This is a genomic window from Puia dinghuensis, assembly GCF_014642875.1.
GTDB lineage: Bacteria > Bacteroidota > Bacteroidia > Chitinophagales > Chitinophagaceae > Puia > Puia dinghuensis.
The window spans coordinates 266,338-282,320 of record NZ_BMJC01000006.1; the positions used below are offsets into that span (position 1 = coordinate 266,338).

A 15,983-nucleotide genomic window follows, 5' to 3' on the forward strand; every position below is an offset into this window, starting at 1 on the left:
TTGTAATCAAATTTCTTATTACCTTTATGGTGTCCTGCAGAAACCGACTGTCAAACTTACTGAAGTTGTCCAATGGTTGTTGCCTATTGAGTGGCAGCGTTAACCGGCGGACACTTTTTTTAATAATATATTTCCTTATTTTTTATAAACGGCAGATAACTGGTAAAAAGAACTTTGCTGATTTTATTTTTGCTATCCCGACTCAACTTGTTTTTATAAATCTTACGGCTTCTGACTATTCTGCTTTTAGGATCAAAATGATTTATCAACGCAGCTACAATCACTCCAAAAACAAGTACTGATTGGCGTACTTCTTTATCGTTTGTGGCCAATAGCTTGTCCTCGATCTTCTTTATCCATATATTACTTTTAGAGGAAGCATCGTGAATGTTGATATAAAACTGGCTTAAACTCATGACCTTATATGAACCTGTAGAATTTAAGATCAAACTTTCGCCAATCATTCGCTGAATAGATCTATCTACCAATCTGAAAGTTCGTGACTCATAGGTCTCAATGAATTTAAGCAATTCCCTACCCTTTCTGATCTTAGAGATGGAAGAATACTGACTTTTCATCCTGATATATTCCAGCTGAGCCAAAAATTGAGCAAATAGATAATAAATATATTTCCGGTTCAAGTCGACATCCGTTGCGTTCGATTTTCCCCTATTGGTAAATGTGGAGAAATCTTCATTCGCGATAGAGATCAGCTTACCATACAACTCATCCGCAGCTTTCAGGATAGGGTCAATACTCTCGTAAAGATTTTTATACGCCTCCCTGTATGTCTTTATTTCCCTGGAGATACTCGGGTAAAAGAATTTTACTCCTTCCCATATGGCACTTCCACTTATCAAGGTTATCAAACCACCCACCCAATTGTTCATATAACTGAAAATTAGGTACCGAATTTACGTGGAAGCTCGCATTCTACCTGAGTATAGTGAGGTATTGTTGCATCTCACGGTGATATTCGGCTGCTACGGACCCCGCGGCCTGCGCGAAGTCTTCGCCGGCGGAAGCATAGATGACGGCGCGGCTGGCGTTGACGAGCAGACCTACGTCCTTGTTCATCGCATTCCTGGAGATGGCTTCGAGACTCCCGCCCTGAGCGCCCACCCCGGGTACAAGGTAAAAATGGTCGGGAGTGAGACTCCTGATGCGGGTGAATTCAGCGGCTTGTGTTGCCCCCACCACGTACATCAGGTTGTCCGGACTGCCCCAGCCGGCAGCCGTAGTCAGCACTTTTTCGTATAAGAGCCCATTCCCCGCGGGTTGTAATTCGAAGTCGCGCGAGCCCGGGTTGGAGGTCAGCCCCAGCAGGATGGTCCATTTGTCCTTGTATTCGAGGAAAGGCTTCACGCTGTCCTCACCCATATACGGGGCCACAGTGACCGCATCGAAATTCAGCGTCTCAAAAAAAGCCCGGGCATACTGAGAAGAGGTGTTGCCGATGTCGCCACGCTTGGCGTCGGCAATTTTGAAGTGGGTGGAGGGGATATAGTTGACAGTCCTTTCCAAAGTCTCCCAGCCTTTAACACCATCAGCCTCATAGAAGGCAGTGTTGATCTTGTAAGCTACGCAGTAGTCTTTTGTCGCGTCGATGATCTGCCGGTTGAATTCATACACAATGTCTCCGGCATCGGGATGGGAGAGAAGATGGCGAGGGAGTTTTGCTTTTTCCGAATCGAGCCCGACACAAAGGTAGGAACCCGTGTTGCGGATGCGGGCTATCAGCTGCTGGCGAGTCATGGCGCAAAGCTAGCGTCTTTTTTTCATTTCTGCAGCAACAGCGCGGGCTGTTTCGTCTCCCTGTGAGAGATGATCGATCACCTGGTGATAGCTCTGCTCATCGCGGTTCTGGCTGAGCTTGTAAGCCGCCTGTATCTCGTCGATGGCGATGCGAAACCCTATGATGCCGCGGAGGTTGTCGTGCAGCATCTTTTCGGGGATATCGTCGATACGCATCGGGTGGGGCAGGTGTTGTTCATAGGTATCGACGAGCCGGGAAAGCGCTGTACGCAGTTCTTCGCCCTCCATAATGGTGACCGTGCCGTAGATATGAACGGCGATATAGTTCCAGGTGGGGACATTAATCTGCGTATACCAGCGGGGGGAGACATAGGCATGCGGACCGGCGAAGATAGCCAGCACGCGCGCACCTTCGGTAAGCGTATGCTTCTGTTCGTTGCCGATGGAGATATGTCCTGTCAGGAAGTCTTTTCCGTCTGCACCTGTTTCGAGATGCAGCGGAATGTGGGTGCCGATGGGCCGCCCTTCCTGAATGGAAACGAGGATGGCAAAGGAGTTGGCGCGGATAAAGTCGTAGATCGTTGATTTGTCTTTTTCTTCGAAGCGGCGGGGAATGTACATGCTGCAAATTACGAAAAAAGTGTATTTTTAAGGAATACCTGTCTTTCTATGAAGCGCCTGCTGATCCTCATCCTCGTTGTCCTTCTCCTGGCCGTAAGCGGCTATGCCCAGGATCCATCCGTCCCGCATCTGAATGATGACGACGAATTCAATCTTTTCCTGCTGGCGTTGGGCATCGCGTTTGTTTCGATTATAATAGGGGCTACGCTTGCCGGTTCGATGATCGCGACGCTGGCGATGCTTGTCCTTTTCGGGCTGGTAGTGGCGGGTGTCCTCTCCGCAGGCGTGCTGGTGGGGCTGTATAGGAAAAGCATCGGCGCGGGATTTAAAACCGTTGTAGCCGTTACCGGCTGCCTCAGCGGTATCCTCATCGGGGAGATAGGGTTTTATTTTATCAACCGCCTCTTTCACCTTCACCTCAGCGGAATAGCTGTCCTGCTTATCGGCGGTTTCAGCGGGCTGATAGGCGGCCTCCTGCTGGGACTGGTGTTGTTCCTGCTGATCCGCGTCTTTCTCAACTATTGTCGGGCGAGATTATCCTTTTAAGCAACTACCTCGGCCACTTTATCTGCCCTAATGTTTGCATTCAGCATCGCGATGCTGCGGGCTGCGTTGCCGGCAAAATCGACAAACGCCTTCCTGGTGACGGCGTCATCGCTCATCATGATAGGAACACCGGTGTCCCCGCCTTCGCGGATGCTTTGCACAAGCGGTATCTGGCCCAGGAAAGGCAGATCATATTCTTCGGCGAGTCTTTTGCCGCCTTCCTTTCCGAAAATGTAGTATTTGTGATCGGGCAGCTCTGCCGGTGTAAAGTAGCTCATGTTCTCCACCAGCCCGATGATCGGGACCTTCAGCTGTGCCTGGCCAAACATGGCAATGCCCTTCTTCGCATCGGCAAGCGCAACGTCCTGGGGCGTCGTAACGACGATGACACCCGTCACGGGAACCGTCTGCATCAGCGTGAGATGGATGTCTCCCGTACCCGGAGGCATGTCGATGACAAGATAGTCAAGCTCGTCCCAGAACACATCGGTGACAAATTGCCGGATAGCGCTGCTGGCCATCGGTCCGCGCCAGACGACGGCATTCTTTTCATCTACCAGCAACCCGATGCTCATCAGTTTGATACCATACTTTTCCAGCGGCACGATGAGCCCTTTGCCATTCTCACCACCCTGCATCATCATCGGGCGTTGTCCCCTCACGCCAAACATAATGGGCACACTGGGGCCATAAATATCGGCATCCATCAATCCGACACTGGCGCCACCGCGAGCCAGAGCCAGAGCGAAATTGGCGGCAACAGTGCTCTTGCCTACCCCACCCTTGCCGCTGACGACGGCGATGATATTCTTCACTTTCGGCAGCATTTCGCGCGCATCTTTTCGCTGGGTGGTGGTGTTGGCTGTAAACTTCACATTTACAGTCGCGTCTTTATTTACAAGCAGCTTTATTGCATTGATACAGGCATTCTTGATATGATCTTTCAGCGGACATGCCGGCGTAGTAAGGACAACGGTAAAAGCCACATAGTTACCGTCGATCTCCAGATTCTGCACCATGTTCAACGTCACAATGTCCTTTCCCAGATCGGGTTCCTGTACGTTGCTAAGAGCTTGTAAAACTTTTTCCGTGGTCATATTTATTAGATTTGTAAACTGGGCTCCGCCCAGTTTAGCAAGATTTTGTTAAAAAGGTTATTTTGAGACAAAATTAACCAATGGCGGCCTTACTTTGTTTGCGATTTGCACTTTTAAAAGTTTAATTTGCACCTAATTGACAAAACTTGAAGTTTTCAGCTGAATGAAAAAATTTGTACTATACTTTCTGCTTCTGTCCGCCCCCTTCGCCGTACATGCTCAATTTGACAAGCTTAAAGACTCCGTCGTAGAACTATATGGTGTCATAATGACAGCCGACAGCCTGAAGGCGATACCGGCCGTGAGTGTGGTAGTAAAAGGAGGAGGACGGGGTACGCTGTCGAACGATCAGGGGGTATTTTCCCTTGTCGTGCTGAAAGGTGATGTGATAGAATTTACCAGCATCGGCTATAAGCCTATTACGTATCATGTTTCGGATACGACTCGTGGTAACCAAATTAGTCTCATTCAATTAATGACGGTGGATGCCCAATATCTGCCCGCCACGATCATCGCGGCCCGGCCGACAAGAGAGCAATTCGAACGGGACTTCGTCAACACGAAAGTTCCGGATGACGACATTGAAATAGCCCGTCAAAACAATGATGCCGCCAAGCGGCGGATACTCGCCAGGAACCTTCCCGCAAGCTCAGGCGAGGCGACGAGCACCTATCTGCGACAAAGCGCCCAACGCTATTACTACACCGGGCAGACCCCGCCGCAGAACATCTTCAATCCCCTTGCCTGGGCTGACTTCATCCAGGCCTGGAAGCGGGGAGATTTCCGAAATAACAACTAGCTTCCATATGCAAAATATCTCCGTAATTGGCGCCGGTACCATGGGCAATGGCATCGCGCATGTCTTCGCACAGAAAGGATTTACCGTCAGCCTGATAGATACCTCATCGCACCAACTGGAAAAAGCGTTGAAAACGATAGCGCTGAACCTCGACAGGCAAATAGCCAAGGGGGCGCTGACGGAGGATGATAAGAAGTCGACCCTGCATGCCATCACCACTTATACCGAGATACCTGCGGGCGTCTCCAAGGCCGACCTCATCGTCGAAGCAGCTACCGAGAATACCGAATTAAAGTTGAGCATCTTCCGTCAACTGGACGAGCATGCGCCCATGGGTTGTATCCTGGCTTCCAACACTTCCTCTATTTCGATAACGAAGATCGCTTCGGTGACGCGGCGGCCGGCGGCCGTCATCGGCCTTCACTTTATGAACCCGGTGCCGGTGATGAAGCTGGTGGAGGTGATCAATGGGTATGCGACCGATGCTTCGGTGACCCGGCAGGTGGTAACGCTGGCGGAGAAACTGGGTAAGACCCCCTGTGTCGTAAACGACTATCCCGGATTCATCGCCAATCGCATCCTTATGCCCATGATCAACGAAGCCATCTACAGCCTCTATGAAGGCGTGGCAGGAGTCAACGAAATCGACACGATCATGAAATTAGGAATGGCGCACCCTATGGGGCCGCTGCAACTGGCGGACTTCATCGGGCTCGATGTGTGTCTGTCCATCCTCCACGTATTACACGATGGTTTTGGCAATCCTAAATATGCCCCCTGCCCCTTGCTGACCAATATGGTCACGGCAGGTTACCTCGGCATCAAGAGCGGCGAAGGGTTTTACAAGTATACCCACGGCAGCAAAGACCTGGTCGTCAGCGCCCGGTTTACTGAGTCCGCTGCACTTTGAGACTGCCGGTGAGGGGATAGGATGTATTGGTTATGGTATCCTTCAGATTGCCGCTCAACGTCCCGGTGATAAAACTGCCTACGGCGCCAAAGGAGGTAACATTACAGGTTACCGGATTACCATAAGCGTAATTGGTGTTGGGCGCGTTAAGCGTCATATAAGCCGAATACTGACCCGTACCCGAAAGGTTCGTCAAATTGAGACTGAGCCTGTGAGTAGAATTATCCGAAGCCAGGATCTGCTCGAAAGTAGCGGGTGTCGTGCCGATAGACCCGGTTGAAACCTGATAGGTAATGGTGTTGGGCGGCGTGGGGGTGGTCCAGTTGTAAGTGGCGTTATTCACCGTCACCGTGACGAATTGCGTATTAGTAATACCACAGGCCGACAGTTGCCCTACTTTCACCTGGCCGGAGCCGGCGTTGATGGTGGTTGTCGAACCCGTCTGCTGCCCTATAAAGTCAGTGGGCGTCACCGGAATATTCGCCGCCGTAGCATAACACCGGACTATGGGGAGAGTAAAGGCGCCCTTGGTCACGGCAGCACGATAATCGAGCCCGTCTATAGTGACATTGACCATTCCGCTATCTACGGGGTTGTTGCTACAGTCTACAACGGTGCCCGTCAGGGTCAGATCAACAGGATTCACGTTTATAGTGACTGTGCCCAGGTCCTGATCCTGCAATGCCGGACCGACATTGATCCCGCCCATCACATTACCACATTCCGTCACCACCTTCATCACCAGGGCCTGCCCCTTCAGGATCAAACCCTGCGCAAAGCCATTGGCATCGGTATAGCCGCCCCTGGTCCCCATGGTGGAAGAGGTGAATTCAACATAGGTGTGGGGTATCGGATTACCGTATTGATCTTTTACATGCAATTTAAAAACGACCGTTCCGATAGGCGCATCGCAATTCCACCAGGAGAAATGGCTCACCGTCCCCACATAGTTGTTACCCTGGCGGGTGGCGGAACCCTGCTGGATCCAGCGGCCGGTGGAATCATTAAAATACCACAGCGGAATGGTAGCCGGAGCAGAAGATTGTAAGGTTGCGGGTATCGCCCAGGTAAGGGTAGCCTTCTGCCCGGATGCGATCTGCAGCTTGTTGCCTGCGTCATCTTCTAACTCTACCCTGAGCATTCCAAAGCTTTGCAGGGCCGTTTCCTTTCCATCGCTGCCGATGCCCCTGAGATCGCCGGGCATATGTTTATAGAGATCGGCGGCAGTGGGATCGAGGTAGGTGGCGAATACATGCACCGTCCCGGTGTAGGCGGCGTTTGTTGCCGCGCTGACTATGGAGTTGGCGGTGAAGGCTGCACTGTCGCCGGGCTGGACGGAGATGGTCCCACCGGAAGCGGCCGGGAAAGTTGCGGTAGCCGTCCGGGGCGTCAGTTGTATGGTGACATAATTGGAAGCGCCACTATTGGTGATGATACTTCTGCTGCCGGTGAAATAACCGCTCTTCACCACTTGTACGTAACCAAAACGGCTCGAAAGACTGATATTGGAAAAGTTGAATAACCCATTGATGTCAGTCGTAGTGCTGACCGTGCCGCTGGTGACGGCAGCCCCTTGCACGGGCACGCCATTTTCGTCGACCACGCGGCCTTGCAGGCTGGCTGTTACGGTGATGTCGGGAGGAATATCGTTGCTGCCGGAGGTGGTATTGCTGGCAGAAGAATCCTTATTACAGGCGATGAAGCCGATGAGGGATGCTGTCAGAATGGTCACGGTCAGGGCAGAGAGTAGTTTTTTCAAAGGGTTACGATTGGGTTACCGCTTAAAACGCTTAAGTGGACCTCAAAATTATACTACAGCGGGCGAAAGTTCTACATTCCTGAGTTCGTGCAACTTATAACTGACTTCGGTGACCCTGTTGCGGGGTATGGCAATAGTCATATTGCAAAAAAGTTGCATTTCCTGCCGGACGACCCGGCAATTGTATTGTTTCACCAGCACCATGATCTCATTCATCTGCGTATAGTCGAATTGCACGACGAATTCCTTTTCCACCGGCTTCTGCACCAGCGGGGTCGTCTGAAGCGCAAGCGCGGCAGCGGACTTATAGGCATTGATGAGCCCTGGTACGCCCAGCAGGGTGCCCCCGAAATAACGCACCACGACCACCAGCACGTTGACAAGTCCCTTGCTGTCTATCTGCCCCAGGATTGGCCGGCCGGCGGTGCCGGAGGGTTCGCCGGCATCGCTTACGCGGAAGGTGTTGCCATCGAGGCCAAGCCGGTAGGCAAAACAATGATGCGTGGCTTTGGGATGTTCTTTCTTAATGTCGTTGAGTCTTTCCTTAAACTCGTCCACGGAAGAGACCGGACAGACATAACCGATGAACTTGCTGCCTCTGTCTTTGAATTCGGCTTTTCCGCTTTTCCCGATGGTGTAATAGAAATCCTGATCAGTCATGATGGTAATAACGAATAGTATCAGACAATAGGCTTTCATGGGATATGGGATTCGCGTTTTGCAAACGGGGGGCCGGTAGTCCGGCGGGGATGACAAGATCGTTGTTGGTGATAACCCGCGCCTCATCCCAGACACCCTCATCGATAAAGGACTGAAGCAGACGGGCGCCACCTTCGACGAGCACACTATCTATCTTCAAGCGATGAAGGGCGGTGATGAGCTGGTTGACCAGGCTGCTGTCTTCAGCCACCTGGTAGTATAGGAGGTTGTTCTCTTCTTCGTGTTTCAAGGTATTGAATACGATCGTCTTCACCTTCCTGTCGAAGAGTTGCAGGCCGGCTGGCAGCTGGAGGTCTTTGTCGATCACCAGCCGGATGGGATCGGGTCCCGTCCAGCCGCGGGCCGTAAGCGCCGGGTTGTCGATGAGGGCCGTACGGGGGCCGACGAGGATGGAAGCCTCTTCCGAACGCCATTTATGGACGAGGCGGTTGGTATATTCGTTTGAGATGGGCGTTCGCTCGCCGGGGCGGGCAATATACCCGTTGGCGCTCTGCGCCCATTTCAGTACAATATAGGGTCGGTGTCGTGTATGGAAGGTGAAAAAGCGCCGGTTGAGGTCGATACATTCCTTTTCCAGGACACCCAGCGTGACCTCGATGCCTGCCGCTTTTAGTTTTTCTATGCCTTTCCCATCCACCTTCGGGAAGGGGTCGCGACAACCGACGACAACCCGGGGGATGTTCTTCGCGATAAGCAGATCAGCGCAGGGTGGCGTCTTGCCATGATGCGCACAGGGCTCCAGCGAGACGTAGATGGTCGACCGGGAGATGAGGTCGCGGTCCGCCTCGCTAACCGAGTCGATGCAGTTGACCTCGGCGTGAGCCTTGCCGTATTGCCGATGATAGCCTTCTCCGATGATGCGGTCTTCAAACACCAGCACGGCGCCAACCATCGGGTTCGGAGCGACGTGGCCGGCGCCAAGCCGGGCCAGTTCGAGGCATCGATGCATGTATGTTTCCGGTGAGATCAAGGCGCAAATTTAAACTTAAACGGGCTATTTTTACCGGATGGATTGGTTTTCTGCGCAAAAAGAACTGGCCGGCGGGCTGACTCCATTGTATGGCGAACGGGAAGCGGCTGTCATCGCCGATTGGGTGATGGAAGCGATCAGCGGCAAGAAGAAATTACAGCGAATGATGATCCGGACGGAGCCGATGCCGCCGGTGGTGCTAGCCGTCTACGAAAGCTGCCGCGATGAGTTGCTGGCCCACCGGCCCGTACAGTATGTGCTGGGGGAAAGCTGGTTTGGGGGGCTGAAGTTCTATGTCGACGAGCGGGTGCTGATCCCAAGGCCCGAGACCGAAGAGTTGGTGGAGTGGGTCATCGCCGAGGCCTCCGGAGAGGGCAGGCTGCTGGATGTGGGTACGGGCAGCGGGTGTATCGCAGTGACGCTGGCCCATAGGTTGGCTGCGGTGGATGTGTATGCCTGTGATGTTAGCGCGGATGCATTAGCGGTTGCCCGGAGGAATGCCCACGAACTGGGGGTAAGAGTTGGCTTTTTCGAGCTGGATTTTTTGGATAGCGGCCGGTGGGCGGAGTTACCACCCCTGCGCTGGCTGGTGAGCAACCCACCCTATATCCCGGTGGCCGAAAAGCCCACAATGGCGACTCATGTTACTGATTATGAGCCTGGTTCCGCACTTTTCGTTCCGAATGATGATGCCTTGGTATTTTACCGGGCCCTGGGGGAATTTGCCCGGCAGCGGCTGGCGACCGGAGGCGCCCTTTTCGCCGAGATACATGAAGAGATGGGTATGGCGGTGCAAAACCTGCTCGTCCAACTGGGGGCGCGGGAGGTGGTTTTACGGAAAGACTTGCAGGGGAAGCAACGGATGGTAAAAGCAACGTGGTAACAATAAGATATTTTACCTATATATCCTGGTGAGCTATTTTCGCGCGGAATTAAAAAGTTCTAATGCGAATCAGGACCTTCTTCTTTCTGCTTATCGGCTTTCTTACATCAGCAACGGCTTTTTCTCAATCCAATGATGCCCTATTCAGCGACTCCGGCTGGAGCACGCATTTTCAGTTCACGGGGATCATACAATGGCATCCCACCTTTTCCGCACCCTATTCCGGCACCAACAGCCTGCAACCCGGCCATGAGAAGGCTTATTCGGTGACCAGCACCATCTACGTGGGCCATTCCCTCTGGAAAGGGGCTTCCGCTTTCTGGAATCCCGAAATGGCCGGGGGACGTGGGGTGAGCAGCACGCTGGGGATAGCTGGTTTCCCCAATGGCGAGACCTTCCGTATCGGCAACCCGGAGCCGACAGTCTACACCGGACGCCTTTTCCTTCGGCAGCATATTTTTCTCGACAAAGACCATTTTGAGGACCTCGAAGACGATGCCAACCAGGTGAAGGAGCGGGTTTCGACCTCCCGCATCACCCTCACCGCCGGAAAATTCTCGCTGGGCGACTTTTTTGACAACAGCAATGTGAGCCACGAGCCCCGGATGGATTTCATGAACTGGGCCCTGATGAACAACGGTGCCTATGACTATGCCGCCAACACCCGGGGGTATACCTATGGCTTTGTTGCCGAACTGGTGAAACCCGGCTGGACCCTGCGGGCAGGAACAGTTTTGGAACCAACGTATGCCAACGGTCCGGATATGGATCAGCATTATTTCCAAACCAACAGCGAGAACCTCGAATTCGAGAAACGCTATACCCTTCACGGACACAAAGGCGCCGTTCGGCTGCTCGGGTTTTACAATGTCAACAAGGCGCCCAAATACCGGGATATCATCAACAGCAAACTATCCGGTTCGGACACCAACCTGGCGATCATCAATACCGGAATTCGATATGGCGATAAGAAGATAGGGTTTGGCCTCAATGCCGAGCAGGAACTGGGCCATGCGATCAGCACCTTCCTGCGGCTGGGGTGGAATGACGGTAAGACGGCCACCTGGGCGTTTGCGGAGATCGATAATACCCTCAGCGGCGGGATACGCATCTATGGGGATTCCTGGAAGCGGAAGGCGGACAACATCGGGGTGGCGTTGCTGAGCAACGGCATTTCAAAGGATCACCGGGACTTCCTGGCCATTGGCGGATATGGATTTATGATCGGCGACGGGCAATTGCCGCATTACGGCCGGGAGAACATCGCGGAAGTCTTTTACGAGGCGAAGCTTTTTACGAATATCTGGGGAACGCTGGATTACCAGTTTGTCCAAAACCCTGCTTATAATAAGGACCGGGGGCCGGTTCATTTGTTTGCGGCGCGGGTGCACGTGGAGTTTTAGTGTTCCCCGCGCCGGAAGGCCGTTGTAACCTATTGAATTATTGAGCACCATTCTTATCAACCGCCAGCACCGTGCGGGCCCCAAGGTCGCGGGCTACCCGCATCACCTGTACAACGTCGTCGACCGGCACAGATTTATCCGCATTGATGACGACGGATGGCTGGTCGGGCTCCTTTGCGAGAAAGGGCTGGAGTTTTGCCTTTAATTCATCTATCGTGACCTTGGTAGTGCCCACATAGAATTGCTTATTGGCATCGATGGAGACTACCACCGTCTGTTTGGCCTTGGTGTCGCTTTTGGACTTAGGCTGCGACAGCTTGACCACATTCGGGTTGGCGAGCGTGGAAACAATAAGAAAGAACAGGAGCAGAATGAACAATATATCGTTCAGTGGACCCGTATGGACTTCGGCTTCTTCTCTATGTCTTCTTCTTAAGTTCATGTCAAAGGATGAATTGATTGACTTGTCTATCGCGTGGGTTCCTGCAGGATGTCGATGAAATCGGCGCTGGCCACTTCCATCTTGTTGGTAGCCTTGTCGATCTGGGCGTTGAGGTAGCGATAGGCCACGTAGCCGATGATACCGATGATAAGCCCGGACGCCGAGGAGATCATTTTTACATAGATGCCGCCCGCGATGTTGGAGATGCTGTACTCCCCAGTGTTGGCGATGCTGTAGAACAGTTGGAACATCCCGGCAATGGTGCCCAAAAATCCAAACAAAGGACCGATATAACCTACCATAGAGAGGATGCTCAGATTCTTTTCCATCTTATAGAGTTCGAGTTTCCCCACATTCTCCATGCTCCGCTCGATGGCATCGATGGGCTTGCCGACCCGCTGGATGCCCTTGTCGATCATCCGGGCCACCGCCGTATTGGTATTCTTCGACAGGCTGCGGGCGGCCTGGATGTTCCCGCTGATGATATTGTCGCGGATGATGCTCATGAAGTTATCATCCATCTTCGAGGCTTTTTTGATGGCAAGATAGCGTTCGAAAAAGACGAAGAGGGCTATCACCAGGAGAATAGCCAGGGGGATCATGAGGGGGCCGCCCTTGAGCAGGATATCCCATAAAGTTTGTTTTTGCTGGGCTGCTATCTGGGCGGCTCTGTCCAGGCTGTCTTTGATCTTTGCTGAATCGATGATTACCTGCAGGAAGAATAAATTCATGTGGTAAATGTAAAGATTTACAGCAATAACGACGGGCCGGGGTCGCGTATTTTCTTAACGAAATCCTAAAATTGACTTGACACGCAGCTACTTGGACTGGCCCTGTTTCATCACCATAGCCTGTATCTGCCTCATCGTATTCTCCATCCCTTCGGCGCTGCCATCGAGGAAGATGATGTTTCCCTTGCCCACTTCCGCAAAGTTCTTTATCGCCTCTGTCCACATGCTGAAGAGGATGACATTGGTGTCCAGGTTGGCCCGCTTCATCTCTTCGGCGGCTTCACTCATCCCATGGGCTACTTCCTGCCGGAACAATGCGACACCCTGCCCACGAAGCCGGGCTGCCTCTCTCTCGGCCTCGGCAGAGATCTTGATGGCGTTGCCTTCCGCCTCCGCCGCCTTTGTCTTGGTGATAAGAAGGGCCTGGCCTTCGTTTTCGGCAGCAGCCTTGAGGTTATTGCTGGCTACGACCTTGCTCATCGATTCGATGATGGCCTTGTCGAAGGTGATATCGTTGATTTGCAAGTCCATCAGGTGGTAACCCCATTCTTCGAGCGAATGGTCGATCTGCTCTTTTACAAATTCGACTATGTCCCGCCGGAGTCCGAGGATCTCGGCCTGCTTTTTCGTAGCGACAAAAGAGCGGATGCTGCCTTCGATAGTGCGGGTAAGCGCCTGCATCAGATCGCGATCACTGATGAATTTGAAGGCGACTTTTTTGATGGTCTCTTCTTCGGGGTTTTGTACGGCATAGAGCAGCATGCTCTTAAAGTAGACGTTGGCCTGATCGACAGTGACGGCCTGGAATTCCAGTTCGACACTCCGGTTTTGGATGGATATCTTTTTGTATATCGCTTCCAGGAAGGGGATCTTGAAATTCAATCCTGGCCGAAAGATGCGCTGGTATTTACCAAACATGGTGACAACGTAAACGTATCCCTGGGTAACAGACACGAGGCTGCTGAAAACCACGGCAAGGGCGATGAGGACCACGATGATAGTGAGAACATTGATAGTCTCCATATGGAAAGTTTTATGGGTGAATGTACATAAATTTGTGGCCGGAACTATAAAAATGCGTACAAACTACAACATCATCATTATAGGCGGTGGCCCTATCGGTATCGCCTGCGCCCTGGAAGCCCGCAAGGCGGGATTCGATTATCTTATCCTGGAAAGAGGCTGTCTGGTCAACTCCTTGTACCGGTACCCGGCCAATATGACCTTTTTCTCCACATCCGAAAGGATAGAGATAGGCGGTGTCCCATTTGTAAGCAACAACGTGAAACCCAACCGTAGCGAGGCTCTCGAATACTATCGCCGGGTGGCGGTGTCCAACCATATCAATATTCGGCTGCAGGAAGCGGTTAGCGAGATCCATCCGGTGAGAGACGGGTTCGAGGTGATCGCCGCCAGTAACATTTATACCGCCACCTATGTTATCCTGGCCACGGGATTCTATGATATCCCGGTGCTGATGGATATCCCCGGCGAAGGCCTGCCAAAAGTGACCCATTACTATAAGGAGCCCCATTTCTATGCTATGCAGAAGGTGGTTGTCGTGGGCGCCAGCAACTCCGCGGTGGATGCCGCATTGGAGACCTGGCGCAAAGGTGCGGAAGTTACGATGGTGATCCGTGGGGAAGGCATCGGTCCCCGGGTGAAATATTGGGTAAAACCCGACATCGAAAACCGCATAAAAGAGGGCAGCATCACTGTCTATACGCAATCCACCCTATCGGCTATCCGACATTGTGAAGTGGATATTCAGACTCCTGACGGCATAAAGACCATACCCAACGATTATGTCATCGCCCTCACGGGATACCAACCGGACTTTGACTTTCTGCGGCGCAGCGGTATCCTCCTTTCGGATGACGGCCGGCTGCAACCGCTTTATAACCCCGATACCATGGAAACCAATGTCCCCAACCTTTACCTGGCGGGGGTGGTATGTGGTGGAATGAATACACATGTCTGGTTTATCGAGAATTCCCGCGTACATGCGGAGCAGATCATGCGGTCAATTGTTCAAAAGACGGCGGTTGATCAGCCCAGCTAGTCCGACGCCGGCAGGCGTGATGGTCAGCCGGGTGACCGTTCTTCCCAAATGAGCGCAAGGCAGGCGATCGTCTTTACCGAGGCCTGCATATCCTGGATGCTGACAAATTCGTGTTTGCCGTGAAAGGCCATTTCCCCCGTAAAAATATTGGGGCAGGGAAGCCCCATAAAGGAAAGCCGCGAACCATCGGTGCCACCCCGGGCGCTGCTGCGACGCACCTCCAGCCCTGCCCTTTCGATGGCTTCGATGGCGTATTGAGTGACCTCAGGATGTTTGTCCAACACTTCCTTCATGTTACGGTATTGTTCGTTGACGGTGATGCCGGCCTTGGCGCCGGGAAAAACGGTTAGCGTGTCTTCCACTTTGTCTTTGATGTATTCTTCATATGCTTTGAGCTTTGCGGTGACAAAGTCGCGGATGATGAATTCTACTGTCGCTTTTTCGGCGATGCCGGAGATGCGGACGGGATGGACGAATCCATAACGGTCTTCAGTGGTTTCGGGCGAGAATTCGTCTTTTGGCAGGGAGTCGACAAAGTGAGCAGCCGCTTTTATGGCATTGACCAATTTGTCCTTTGCGTAGCCCGGATGAGCGCTGACCCCATGAAAGGTGATGGTCATCGCGTCGGCGGAAAAGGTCTCATCCTCGAATGTGCCGCGTTCGCCGGCATCCAGCGTATAACCAAAATCGGCGCCAAGCCGGGCAAGGTCGAGCTTATCCACTCCCCTGCCGATCTCTTCATCGGGAGTGAAGAGGATGCGGATAGTACCATGTTTGAGCTGGGGGTTTTGCCCCAGGAAATGCACCAGATCCATGATCACGGCGATGCCGGCCTTGTCATCGGCGCCCAGCAAAGTAGTGCCGGAAGCGGTGATGATATCGTCGCCTTTACGCATGGAAAGATAGGGATGTTCCCGAGGGCTGATTATTTGAGTCGGGTCGTCGGGCAACACGATGTCGCCGCCATCGTAGTTATAGTGCACCAGCGGATTGACATTCGTCCCCGTACAGTCGGGGGCGGTGTCCATGTGTGCGCAGAAGCAGATGACGGGCACGGTCTTTTCTGTATTGGCGGGCAGGGTGGCATAGACATAACCAAAATCGTCGAGCGTAGCGTCGGCCAGACCAAGGGTTTGCAGCTCTTCCACCAGCAGCCTGCCCAGGTGTTTTTGCCTTTCTGTAGAAGGATGGCTGCCTGACTGGGGGTCGCTCTGGGTATCGATGCGGACATAACGGAGAAATCTTTCCGCCACTGTGAAGGTGTAGTTATCAAACATGTTCGTAA

17 protein-coding genes are annotated in these 15,983 nt (G+C 52.7%); 6 read left to right on the top strand and 11 right to left on the bottom strand.

Annotated features, from left to right (window positions below):
• Positions 1–119 precede the first annotated feature (119 nt).
• Genes IEY39_RS26285 through IEY39_RS26295 form a run of 3 tightly spaced genes read right to left on the bottom strand, consistent with a single transcriptional unit; the run spans position 120 to position 2,376 of the window.
• Positions 120–890 (bottom strand): hypothetical protein, encoded by a 771-nt coding sequence (locus tag IEY39_RS26285; RefSeq protein ID WP_188937289.1) that lies wholly within the window; start codon positions 888–890, stop codon positions 120–122.
• Between the two features lie 43 nt (positions 891–933).
• Positions 934–1,755, bottom strand: a complete 822-nt coding sequence (gene pyrF / locus IEY39_RS26290; protein ID WP_188937290.1) for an orotidine-5'-phosphate decarboxylase — start codon at positions 1,753–1,755, stop codon at positions 934–936.
• A 9-nt stretch (positions 1,756–1,764) separates the two neighbouring features.
• On the bottom strand, positions 1,765–2,376 hold the full coding sequence (locus IEY39_RS26295; RefSeq protein WP_188937292.1) for an FMN-binding negative transcriptional regulator: 612 nt from the start codon (positions 2,374–2,376) through the stop codon (positions 1,765–1,767).
• 48 nt (positions 2,377–2,424) lie between these two features.
• On the opposite strand from IEY39_RS26295, the gene IEY39_RS26300 reads away from it, so the two are divergent.
• The gene (locus IEY39_RS26300; protein ID WP_188937293.1) at positions 2,425–2,922 is read left to right on the top strand and encodes a hypothetical protein; all 498 of its coding nucleotides are present in this window, start codon (positions 2,425–2,427) and stop codon (positions 2,920–2,922) included.
• Here the strand turns inward: IEY39_RS26300 and IEY39_RS26305 are convergent.
• Positions 2,919–4,019 carry an Mrp/NBP35 family ATP-binding protein gene (locus IEY39_RS26305; protein WP_188937294.1) on the bottom strand — a complete coding sequence of 367 codons (1,101 nt, stop codon included), beginning with the start codon at positions 4,017–4,019 and terminating at the stop codon, positions 2,919–2,921. The genes IEY39_RS26300 and IEY39_RS26305 overlap by 4 nt on opposite strands.
• 163 nt (positions 4,020–4,182) lie before the next feature.
• Here IEY39_RS26305 and IEY39_RS26310 point away from each other — a divergent pair, with 163 nt between their 5' ends.
• Entirely contained in the window at positions 4,183–4,818 is a 636-nt protein-coding gene (locus IEY39_RS26310; protein ID WP_188937295.1) for a carboxypeptidase-like regulatory domain-containing protein, read from the top strand.
• Positions 4,819–4,825: 7 nt separating this feature from the next.
• The gene (locus IEY39_RS26315) at positions 4,826–5,728 is read left to right on the top strand and encodes a 3-hydroxyacyl-CoA dehydrogenase family protein (protein WP_188937296.1); all 903 of its coding nucleotides are present in this window, start codon (positions 4,826–4,828) and stop codon (positions 5,726–5,728) included.
• Here IEY39_RS26315 and IEY39_RS26320 read toward each other — a convergent pair.
• Genes IEY39_RS26320 through ribD form a run of 3 tightly spaced genes read right to left on the bottom strand, consistent with a single transcriptional unit; the run spans position 5,706 to position 9,156 of the window.
• Positions 5,706–7,487: a hypothetical protein gene (locus IEY39_RS26320; RefSeq protein ID WP_188937297.1), complete on the bottom strand. Its 1,782-nt coding sequence runs from the start codon at positions 7,485–7,487 to the stop codon at positions 5,706–5,708. The genes IEY39_RS26315 and IEY39_RS26320 overlap by 23 nt on opposite strands.
• A 48-nt stretch (positions 7,488–7,535) precedes the next feature.
• Positions 7,536–8,186 (bottom strand): IMPACT family protein, encoded by a 651-nt coding sequence (locus tag IEY39_RS26325; RefSeq protein WP_229689104.1) that lies wholly within the window; start codon positions 8,184–8,186, stop codon positions 7,536–7,538.
• Positions 8,140–9,156, bottom strand: coding sequence for a bifunctional diaminohydroxyphosphoribosylaminopyrimidine deaminase/5-amino-6-(5-phosphoribosylamino)uracil reductase RibD (gene ribD, locus IEY39_RS26330; RefSeq protein ID WP_188937298.1), 1,017 nt, complete (start codon positions 9,154–9,156; stop codon positions 8,140–8,142). The genes IEY39_RS26325 and ribD overlap by 47 nt, the downstream gene beginning before the upstream one ends.
• Before the next feature lie 58 nt (positions 9,157–9,214).
• Between ribD and prmC the strand changes: the two genes are divergently transcribed.
• Both prmC and IEY39_RS26340 read left to right on the top strand, forming a co-directional pair.
• Positions 9,215–10,060, top strand: a complete 846-nt coding sequence (gene prmC / locus IEY39_RS26335) for a peptide chain release factor N(5)-glutamine methyltransferase (protein ID WP_188937299.1) — start codon at positions 9,215–9,217, stop codon at positions 10,058–10,060.
• A 62-nt stretch (positions 10,061–10,122) separates the two neighbouring features.
• Positions 10,123–11,463: a carbohydrate porin gene (locus IEY39_RS26340; RefSeq protein WP_188937301.1), complete on the top strand. Its 1,341-nt coding sequence runs from the start codon at positions 10,123–10,125 to the stop codon at positions 11,461–11,463.
• A 37-nt stretch (positions 11,464–11,500) separates the two neighbouring features.
• Here the strand turns inward: IEY39_RS26340 and IEY39_RS26345 are convergent, their stop codons facing one another.
• The 3 genes from IEY39_RS26345 to IEY39_RS26355 all read right to left on the bottom strand — a co-directional run bounded on the left by IEY39_RS26345 (position 11,501) and on the right by IEY39_RS26355 (position 13,659).
• Positions 11,501–11,905: an ExbD/TolR family protein gene (locus IEY39_RS26345; RefSeq protein ID WP_188937303.1), complete on the bottom strand. Its 405-nt coding sequence runs from the start codon at positions 11,903–11,905 to the stop codon at positions 11,501–11,503.
• A gap of 26 nt (positions 11,906–11,931) precedes the next feature.
• Complete coding sequence (locus IEY39_RS26350; protein WP_188937304.1) at positions 11,932–12,636, bottom strand: MotA/TolQ/ExbB proton channel family protein; 705 nt, start codon at positions 12,634–12,636, stop codon at positions 11,932–11,934.
• A gap of 87 nt (positions 12,637–12,723) precedes the next feature.
• Positions 12,724–13,659, bottom strand: a complete 936-nt coding sequence (locus IEY39_RS26355) for an SPFH domain-containing protein (protein ID WP_188937306.1) — start codon at positions 13,657–13,659, stop codon at positions 12,724–12,726.
• 52 nt (positions 13,660–13,711) lie between these two features.
• Here IEY39_RS26355 and IEY39_RS26360 point away from each other — a divergent pair, with 52 nt between their 5' ends.
• Entirely contained in the window at positions 13,712–14,698 is a 987-nt protein-coding gene (locus IEY39_RS26360) for a YpdA family putative bacillithiol disulfide reductase (RefSeq protein WP_188937308.1), read from the top strand.
• Positions 14,699–14,721: 23 nt separating this feature from the next.
• Here the strand turns inward: IEY39_RS26360 and pepT are convergent, their stop codons facing one another.
• Positions 14,722–15,975, bottom strand: coding sequence for a peptidase T (pepT, locus tag IEY39_RS26365; protein WP_188937310.1), 1,254 nt, complete (start codon positions 15,973–15,975; stop codon positions 14,722–14,724).
• Between the last annotated feature and the right edge of the window lie 8 nt (positions 15,976–15,983).

What these genes read in the sequence shown, in the direction of transcription:
- IEY39_RS26300 (WP_188937293.1), top strand. Translation starts at nt 2,425, where the DNA reads ATGAAGCGCCTGCTGATCCTCATCCTCGTTGTCCTTCTCCTGGCCGTA.
- prmC (WP_188937299.1), top strand. Translation starts at nt 9,215, where the DNA reads ATGGATTGGTTTTCTGCGCAAAAAGAACTGGCCGGCGGGCTGACTCCA.
- pyrF (WP_188937290.1), bottom strand. Translation starts at nt 1,755, where the DNA reads ATGACTCGCCAGCAGCTGATAGCCCGCATCCGCAACACGGGTTCCTAC.
- IEY39_RS26360 (WP_188937308.1), top strand. Translation starts at nt 13,712, where the DNA reads ATGCGTACAAACTACAACATCATCATTATAGGCGGTGGCCCTATCGGT.
- pepT (WP_188937310.1), bottom strand. Translation starts at nt 15,975, where the DNA reads ATGTTTGATAACTACACCTTCACAGTGGCGGAAAGATTTCTCCGTTAT.
- IEY39_RS26295 (WP_188937292.1), bottom strand. Translation starts at nt 2,376, where the DNA reads ATGTACATTCCCCGCCGCTTCGAAGAAAAAGACAAATCAACGATCTAC.
- IEY39_RS26345 (WP_188937303.1), bottom strand. Translation starts at nt 11,905, where the DNA reads ATGAACTTAAGAAGAAGACATAGAGAAGAAGCCGAAGTCCATACGGGT.
- IEY39_RS26285 (WP_188937289.1), bottom strand. Translation starts at nt 890, where the DNA reads ATGAACAATTGGGTGGGTGGTTTGATAACCTTGATAAGTGGAAGTGCC.
- IEY39_RS26305 (WP_188937294.1), bottom strand. Translation starts at nt 4,019, where the DNA reads ATGACCACGGAAAAAGTTTTACAAGCTCTTAGCAACGTACAGGAACCC.
- IEY39_RS26350 (WP_188937304.1), bottom strand. Translation starts at nt 12,636, where the DNA reads ATGAATTTATTCTTCCTGCAGGTAATCATCGATTCAGCAAAGATCAAA.
- IEY39_RS26315 (WP_188937296.1), top strand. Translation starts at nt 4,826, where the DNA reads ATGCAAAATATCTCCGTAATTGGCGCCGGTACCATGGGCAATGGCATC.
- IEY39_RS26355 (WP_188937306.1), bottom strand. Translation starts at nt 13,659, where the DNA reads ATGGAGACTATCAATGTTCTCACTATCATCGTGGTCCTCATCGCCCTT.
- IEY39_RS26310 (WP_188937295.1), top strand. Translation starts at nt 4,183, where the DNA reads ATGAAAAAATTTGTACTATACTTTCTGCTTCTGTCCGCCCCCTTCGCC.
- ribD (WP_188937298.1), bottom strand. Translation starts at nt 9,156, where the DNA reads ATGCATCGATGCCTCGAACTGGCCCGGCTTGGCGCCGGCCACGTCGCT.
- IEY39_RS26325 (WP_229689104.1), bottom strand. Translation starts at nt 8,186, where the DNA reads ATGAAAGCCTATTGTCTGATACTATTCGTTATTACCATCATGACTGAT.
- IEY39_RS26340 (WP_188937301.1), top strand. Translation starts at nt 10,123, where the DNA reads ATGCGAATCAGGACCTTCTTCTTTCTGCTTATCGGCTTTCTTACATCA.